The 7,656-nt window shown below is 72.1% G+C and carries 5 protein-coding genes; 2 read left to right on the forward strand and 3 right to left on the reverse strand.

All coding sequences use genetic code 11. From position 1 onward, the window contains the following. Both ETD83_RS36910 and pip read right to left on the reverse strand, forming a co-directional pair. On the reverse strand, positions 1 to 1,447 hold a 1,447-nt coding region (locus ETD83_RS36910), incomplete at its 3' end, for a coiled-coil domain-containing protein (RefSeq protein WP_230421434.1). A 147-nt stretch (positions 1,448 to 1,594) separates the two neighbouring features. Then, the gene (gene pip, locus ETD83_RS36915) at positions 1,595 to 2,548 is read right to left on the reverse strand and encodes a prolyl aminopeptidase (RefSeq protein WP_138649849.1); all 954 of its coding nucleotides are present in this window, start codon (positions 2,546 to 2,548) and stop codon (positions 1,595 to 1,597) included. A gap of 62 nt (positions 2,549 to 2,610) precedes the next feature. Here pip and ETD83_RS36920 point away from each other — a divergent pair, with 62 nt between their 5' ends. After that, positions 2,611 to 2,829: a hypothetical protein gene (locus ETD83_RS36920; RefSeq protein ID WP_138649846.1), complete on the forward strand. Its 219-nt coding sequence runs from the start codon at positions 2,611 to 2,613 to the stop codon at positions 2,827 to 2,829. A gap of 20 nt (positions 2,830 to 2,849) precedes the next feature. Here the strand turns inward: ETD83_RS36920 and hrpA are convergent, their stop codons facing one another. Continuing rightward, complete coding sequence (gene hrpA, locus ETD83_RS36925; protein ID WP_138649847.1) at positions 2,850 to 6,782, reverse strand: ATP-dependent RNA helicase HrpA; 3,933 nt, start codon at positions 6,780 to 6,782, stop codon at positions 2,850 to 2,852. 240 nt (positions 6,783 to 7,022) lie between these two features. On the opposite strand from hrpA, the gene ETD83_RS36930 reads away from it, so the two are divergent. Further along, positions 7,023 to 7,656, forward strand: a 634-nt coding sequence (locus tag ETD83_RS36930; RefSeq protein WP_138649848.1) for a serine/threonine-protein kinase, incomplete at its 3' end; no start/stop codon positions are given.

Genomic DNA, 7,656 nt, shown 5'->3' on the forward strand with positions numbered 1-7,656 from the left:
GGCCGGGCGGCATTCCGGCCGGCGGCCTGCCGGAGGGCGGCGGGGCCGAGGGCGGCGGTCCGGCGTGGCCCGCGGGCGGCACCGGGGCGCCGCCGCCGGGCATCCGGCCGCCCGGCGGGACGTTGGACGACAGCGTGTTCTGGGTGAACTGGTCGATCTGGCGGCGGGCGCGGTCGGCCTCGGCCCGGGCCGCGTCGCGTTCCTCGGCGAGGGCGGTGAGCGCGGCCTGCTGCTCGGCGACCGACTGCGACAGCTGCCGCAGCTGGACGGCCTGATCGTTGATCTTGGTGGTCAGTTCTTCGCGCTCGGCCGTCACGGCGTGGGCGTGGGCCTGCGCGGCATCGCGTTCCTTGACGGCCTCGTCGGCGCGGGCGTTGGCGCGGACGGACTCCGCCTCCGCCTCGGACTGGGCCCGCATCGCGGCGGTGCGCTCGGCCTCGGCCTTGCTCGCGGTCTGCATGGCGCGCTGCCGCTGCGCCTCGGTGTCGCGCATCGCGTTGCGCAGGTCCTCGGCGCCCTGCTTGGCGACGGCGGCCTCGACGCGCTGCGCCTCGACGGCGCCCTCCGCCTCGGCGAGCTTGGAGTGCAGGCCGACGAGCTCGGCGCGGGTGCTCTCCAGCGCGGCGAGCAACTCGGTCTCGCGGGCGGCGACGCGGTCGCGTTCGCTTTCGGCGGCCAGCTTCGCGGTCATCGACTGCTGCGCGACCTCGTGCGCCTCCTCCCACGCCTGCTGCGCGGCGTCGCGCTTGGCGGTGGCGACCTTGGCCTCTTCGCGGAAGCGGGCGGCGTCGCGCTCCGCGGAGTCGGCGCGCTGCCGGGCGGACGACGCCTCGTGCCACGCCTCCTCGGCCTTGCGCTGGGACGCGTCGCGCTCGCTCTGCGCGATGGCGAGCTCGCGGGCGGCCTCGGCCCGCACCTCGGCGACGCGCCGCTCCACCCCGGCGACGCTCAGCTCGGACGTCAGCGAGTCGGCGAGCAGGTCGGCGGCCTTCTCCAGCCGCTCGACCATCTCCCAGGCGGCGGCGACCTGACCGGTGAGGCCCGGCGCGTCCCGGCCGCGGTCGCGGCGGTCGCGCGCCTCGCGGGCGCAGGCGCCGTCGTTGTCCTGGCAGTAGCGGACCGCGCGGACGGCCCCCATGGGCTGCGGGACGGGACGCCCGCAGTTGGCGCACGGCCACACGGTGACCGGGTCGCCCACCCGGGCGACCGCCGTCTCCGTGGACTCGCCGGATCCGGCGCCGGCGCCCCCGGCATCGGCGTCACCGGTGGACGTCGCGTCCCTGAATTCGCCGCCTCCCGGGCTCGGACCGCCCGCGCCGGGGCCGTTCGCCGAACCGGCGCCGGAGGATCCGGCACCGCCGTTCCCCGCGCCTTCGGAGACCGCGCCCTGGGGAGCCGCGGCCGTCCCCTCGGGGCCGCTATTGTCGCGCTCTTCGCTGTTAGGCATGGAATGAACCATACGCACTGATCCGAGTTGCTGCAGTGACTTGGGAGGGACATGTGGGCATGCACATGTCGTGTCGGACACGACACCGGTGGTCACGGCGGAGGGACGGGTCCCGGAAACGCCCGCCGCGTCAGGGCTCCGGGGATCTCAGCGTCCGGCGAAGCGGTCGGTGGCCTCGATGAGGCGGTCGCGGACGCCGGGTTCGGATCCGCCGTGGCCCGCGTCCTCCACGATGTGGAAGTCCGCCTCGGGCCAGGCGCGGTGCAGGTCCCACGCCTGGTCGGGCGGGGTCTTCATGTCGTAGCGGCCGTTCACGATCACGGCGGGGACGTGCCGGATCCGGTCGACTCCGGCGAGGAGACCTTCGTCCGGGAGGAAGCCGCCGCTCGCGATGTAGTGGTGCGTGATGCGGGCGAACGCCATGACGTCGGTGTCGTCCAGCTCGGGCGGCGGGACGGGCAGCAGCGTGTTCGCGGTGAGCTCCCAGCCGATCCACGCCTTCGCCGCCGGGAGATGGACGGACGGGTCCGGATCGCCGATACGGCGGCCGTAGGCGGCGATCAGGTCGTCCTGCTCGGCGGGCGGGATCGCGTCCCGGAAGGCCGCCCACTCGGCCGGGAAGAGGTGCGCCGCGCCCGCCGGCGTGAACCCCCACGCCTCATCGTCCGGGCGGACGAGCCACACGCCGCGCAGCACCAACTCCGACACGCGCCCCGGATGGGTCTGCGCGTAGGCGAGGGCGAGCGTGCTCCCCCAGCTCCCGCCGAACACGAGCCAGCGGTCGACGGACAGGTGCTCGCGCAGCCGTTCGATGTCGTCCACCAGGTGCGGTGTCGTGTTGCGCTCCAGCGGCACGGCGGGGTCGCCGGCGTGCGGGAGGCTCCGCCCGCAGCCCCGCTGGTCGAGCAGCACGATCCGGTAGGCGGACGGGTCGAAGAACCGCCGGTGGTCGGGCAGGATCCCGCCGCCGGGCCCGCCGTGCAGGAACACCGCGGGCTTGCCGTCCGGGTTCCCGCAGGTCTCCCAGTAGATCCGGTTCCCGTCGCCGGCGTCGAGCAGCCCGGAGTCGTACGGCTCGACCGGTGGATAGAACTCCCTCAACCCCATGCCGTCAGTCTTACCCGACGATTGATCATGGTTCGTCCGAAATTTATGATCGTGGTGTGACGGAGCTGAAGTGCACGTGGTGCGCAAGCGCGAACCTGCAGGAGGGGTTCGTGGACGACATCGGCACGGCCCGCGGTTTCAGCAGCTGGGTGCCGGGCCCGCTGGAGCGGGGGCCGCTCGGCGGAGCGAGGGTCGCCGGTAAGCAGCGGCTGCCGATCCGCGCCTTCCGCTGCGCGGACTGCTCACACCTGGAACTGTTCGCCCACAACGACTAGGCCGTTGAGCGGCCGGGCGGCTAGAGCGCGGCCATCGCCTTGCGGATGCGCTTGTCGGAGACGGGGAAGCGCGTCCCGAGTTGCTGGGCGAAGAGGCTGACGCGGAATTCCTCCAGCATCCAGCGGATCTGGCGTGCGGGCTCGTCCTCGCGGCGGGACGGGTGCAGGCGGCGCAGCGTCTGCTCGTACTCCTGCGCCAGGACGTCGGCCTGGCCCGCGAGCAGCCGGTCGCGTCCGGGGTTCTCGGGGAGCTTGTCGAGCCTGATCTGGAGGGCGCGCAGGTAGCGGGGCAGGTCGGGCAGCCGGGCCCATCCGGTCGCGGTGACGAACCCGGGGTGGACGAGCGCCGCGAGCCGTCCGCGGATGTCGGTCAGCGCCGGGACGAGCGTGAGGCTGGCCGTGCCGCGCACCCGCCGGTCGACCTCGTGCGCCTCGGCCAGGACGCGCTCGACCAGCGCGACGATCTCGGCGGTCGTGTCGTGCAGGTCGGCGCGGACGCGGTCATATAGGGCGCGGAAGCCGTCCTCGTCCCAGGCGGGGCCGCCGCCCTCGGCGATGAGCCGGTCGGCGGCGGCGGTGACGCAGTCGTCGAACAGCGCGGCGACGGAGCCGTGCGGGTTGTGGCTGAGCGCGAGTTTCCCCTGGTTGGTGAGGCGGCCCTGGATCAGCTTCACCGGGGACGGCGCGTTCAGCAGGATCAGCCGCCGGGTGCCGAGCCACATCGCGCGGGCCTGCTCGGCCTCCGTCTCGTACATGCGGACGGACACGCTTTCGCCGTCGTCGGTGAGCGCCGGGTACGCCTTGACCTCGTATCCGGCCTGGGTGCGCTCGTAGGTGCGGGGCAGCTCACCGATCGTCCACTCGCGCAGGCCGGAACGCTCGACGGTGGACGCGGCCTTGGACAGCGTCCCGCGCACCTTGCCCGCGAGGCGGCGTTTCAGCTCGTCCAGGTCGGTGCCCTCGCCGAGCGGGCGGCCCTTGTCGTCGACGACGCGGAACGTGATGCGCAGGTGGGCGGGCAGCCGGGACGGGTCCCACGCCTCCCGCGCGACCGGGACGCCCGTCAGCTCGGTCAGCTCGCGTTCGAGGGCGTCCAGGAGCGGCTCGGTGCGGGGCGCGACGCGGTCGAGGACCTTGCGGGCGTAGTCGGGCGCCGGGACGAAGTTGACCCGCAGCTGCTTGGGCAGCGACCGGATCAGCTCAGTGACCAGTTCCGTGCGCAGCCCCGGCACCTGCCATTCGAAGCCGTCCGGACGGACCTGGTTGAGGACCTGCACCGGAATGTGGACGGTCACGCCGTCGGCGTCCGTGCCCGGCTCGAACTGGTAGGTGAGGCGCAGCCGCAGCGCGCCCTGCTTCCACGCGTCCGGATAGTCGGACTCGCTGACGCCGCCCGCCGTCTCGTTGATGAGCATCGACTTCTCGAACCCGAGCAGGTCGGGCTCGGCGTGCCGCGCCTTCTTCCACCAGGAGTCGAAGTGCCGTCCGGACACGACGTCCTCGGGGATCCGCTCGTCGTAGAAGTCGAAGAGGGTCTCGTCGTCCACGAGGATGTCGCGGCGGCGGGCGCGGTGCTCCAGCTCCTCGACCTCCTCCAGCAGGGCGCGGTTGTCGTGGAAGAACCGGTGCCGGGTGTCCCAGTCGCCTTCCACGAGGGCGTGCCGGATGAACAGCTCGCGGGCCAGCTCCGGGTCGATGCGGCCGTAGTTGACGCGGCGGTCGGCGACGATCGGCACCCCGTAGAGCGTGACCTTCTCGTGCGCCATGACGGCGGCCTGCTTCTTCGACCAGTGCGGCTCGCTGTAGTTGCGCTTGACGAGGTGCTCGGCGAGCGGCTCGATCCAGTCGGGTTCGATCTTGGCGTTGACGCGGCCCCACAGCCGGGACGTCTCGACCAGTTCCGCCGACATGACCCAGCGCGGCGGCTTCTTGAACAGCGACGACCCGGGGAAGACAGCGAACTTCGCGCCGCGCGCCCCGAGGTACTCCTGGCCGCGCCGCTGCCTGTCCTGCTTTTCGGCGTCGGCGAGGCCGATGTGCGACAGCAGCCCGGCGAGCAACGACACGTGTACGCGCTCAGGCGCGGCGTCAGCGGTGTTGAGCGTGACGCCGAGCGACTTGGCGACCTGCTTGAGCTGCCCGTGCAGGTCCTGCCATTCACGAACACGCAGGAAATGCAAGAACTCGCTCTTGCACATCCGCCGGAACGCGCTCCCCGACAGCTCCTTCTGCTGCTCGCGCAGGTAATTCCACAAATTCAGGTAAGCCAGGAAGTCGGATGTCGGGTCGGCGAACCGGCGGTGCCTGTCGTCGGCGGCCTGCTGCTGCTCGGCGGGACGCTCGCGCGGGTCCTGGATCGACAGCGCGGCCGTGATGATCAGCACCTCGCGGACGCAGCCGTTCTTGTCGGCCTCCAGAATCATCCGGCCGAGCCGGGGGTCGACGGGAAGCTGGGCGAGGCGGCGGCCGAGCGGGGTGAGGCGCTTGCGCGGGTCCTGCTGGGACGGGTCGATGGCGCCGAGTTCATGCAGCAGGTCGACTCCGGCCTTGACGTTGCGCCGGTCCGGTGGCTCCACGAACGGGAACGCGGCGATGTCGCCGAGCCCCAGCGACGTCATCTGCAGGATGACGGACGCGAGGTTCGTCCGCAGGATCTCCGGGTCGGTGAATTCGGGACGCGACTCGAAGTCGTCCTCCGAGTACAGCCGGATGCACACGCCCTCGGACACGCGGCCGCAGCGCCCCTTGCGCTGGTTCGCCGACGCCTGCGACACCGGCTCGATCGGCAGCCGCTGCACTTTCAGCCGGTGGCTGTACCGGGAGATGCGCGCGGTGCCCGGGTCGACGACGTACTTGATCCCCGGGACGGTCAGCGACGTCTCCGCGACGTTCGTGGCCAGCACGATCCGGCGGCCCCGATGCGCCTGGAACACGCGATGCTGCTCGGCGGACGACAGCCGCGCGTACAGCGGCAGGACCTCGGCCGCGTCCCGCCGCCGCGTGAAGTGCTTGGTCAGTGCGTCGGCGGTGTCGCGGATCTCCCGTTCGCCGCTGAGGAACACCAGCACGTCCCCGGGCGCCTCACGGCCCAGCTCGTCCACGGCGTCCAGAATCGCCTGGATCTGGTCGCGGTCGGGATCGGCGGACGGGTCGTCCGGGTCGGCCACCGGCCGGTAGCGCACCTCGACCGGATACGTCCGCCCGGACACCTCCACGATCGGCGCGTCCCCGAAGTGCTCGGAGAACCGCTCGGGGTCGATCGTCGCCGAAGTGATGATCACCTTGAGGTCGGGGCGGCGCGGCAGGATCTCCTTGACGTAACCGAGCAGGAAGTCGATGTTCAGGCTGCGCTCGTGCGCCTCGTCGATGATCAGCGTGTCGTACTGGCGGAGCAGCCGGTCGGTCTGGATCTCGGCGAGCAGGATGCCGTCCGTCATCAGCTTGACGAGCGTGTCGTCGCTGGACCGGTCGGTGAAACGCACCTTGTACCCGACCGCGTCGCCCAGCTCGGTGCCGAGCTCCTCGGCGATACGGTCGGCGACCGTCCGGGCCGCGAGCCGGCGCGGCTGGGTGTGCCCGATCGAGCCGAGCACGCCCCGGCCCAGCTCAAGGCAGATCTTCGGGATCTGGGTGGTCTTTCCGGACCCCGTCTCCCCCGCGACGATCACGACCTGGTGGTCGCGGATCGCGGCGAGGATGTCGTCCCTCTTCTGCGCGACCGGGAGCTGCGCCGGATACGTGATCGCGGGCACGGCGAGCCGCCGCCGCTCGACCCGCCGCTCCGCGGCGTCGACATCGGCGGTGATCTCCTCGGCGGCCTTGGCGCGCCGCCCGGCGTCCCGCATCTTCTGCACGCCGTCGATCCGGCGGCGCAGCCGGTGCTGGTCGCGCAGCATCAGCCGCGGCAGCCGCGCACGCACGTCGGCGAGCGGCGATCTCACACTCGTCCTCATAACCATCGACAAAGATAAAAGACAGGGGGCGGGCCCTGTCCGCCCGGCAGGCCCCCGCGCACCCCGCAAACCTACGAACCGTAGCCGGAGCGCCCTACGGAAAGCGATCCGTTTTCCGGGCAACTCTTTAGAACATCCCCGTCCAACACGACATTCCGGCCCGGGCGTATACGCGACGCGTCCGGCCGTTCACGGCAAGACACTGCATCCGCCGACGCCCATCGTTCATCATTGGGAGGCGTGGAGTACCCGACAGCCGCCGGCCGCTACCGGATCGACCGCCTCCTCGGATCGGGCGGGTTCGCCTCCGTCTGGCTGGCGCACGACCCGGAGCTCGACTCCCCCGTCGCGATCAAGATCCTGGGGGAGCACTGGACGCTGCGCACCGACGTGCGGGACCGGTTCGTCCAGGAGGCCCGGCTGCTGCGGCGGGCCGACTCGCACCGCGTCGTCCAGGTCTTCGACATCGGCGAGCTGCCGGACGGCCGCCCCTACTTCGTGATGACCTACGCCGACCGGGGCACCCTCTCCGAGCGGCTCGCGGACGGCCCGCTCCCGCTGAACGAGGCGCTGCGCACCGCCCGGGAGATCATCCGGGGCGTCCAGGAGCTGCACGACCTGGGCGTGGTGCACCGCGACCTCAAGCCGTCCAACGTGCTGCTGCGCTCGTCGTCCGGCGGCGGCGAGCGGCTCATGATCTCCGACCTCGGCATCGCCCGCACCGAGGACCGCCTGTCGAGCCTGACGCTCCCCGCCGGCTCGCCCGGCTACATGGCCCCCGAGCAGGGCCAGATCGACGGCGCCCCCGACCGGCGCTCCGACGTGTACGGCCTGGGCGCGCTCACCTACCACCTGCTGACCGGCGAGCCAGGTA

The organism is Actinomadura soli (assembly GCF_005889715.1).
Taxonomy (GTDB): Bacteria; Actinomycetota; Actinomycetes; order Streptosporangiales; family Streptosporangiaceae; genus Spirillospora; species Spirillospora soli.

Bases quoted from the DNA above. Each gene is read 5' to 3' on its own strand.
- hrpA (WP_138649847.1), bottom strand. From the start codon at position 6,782: ATGAGGACGAGTGTGAGATCGCCGCTCGCCGACGTGCGTGCGCGGCTG.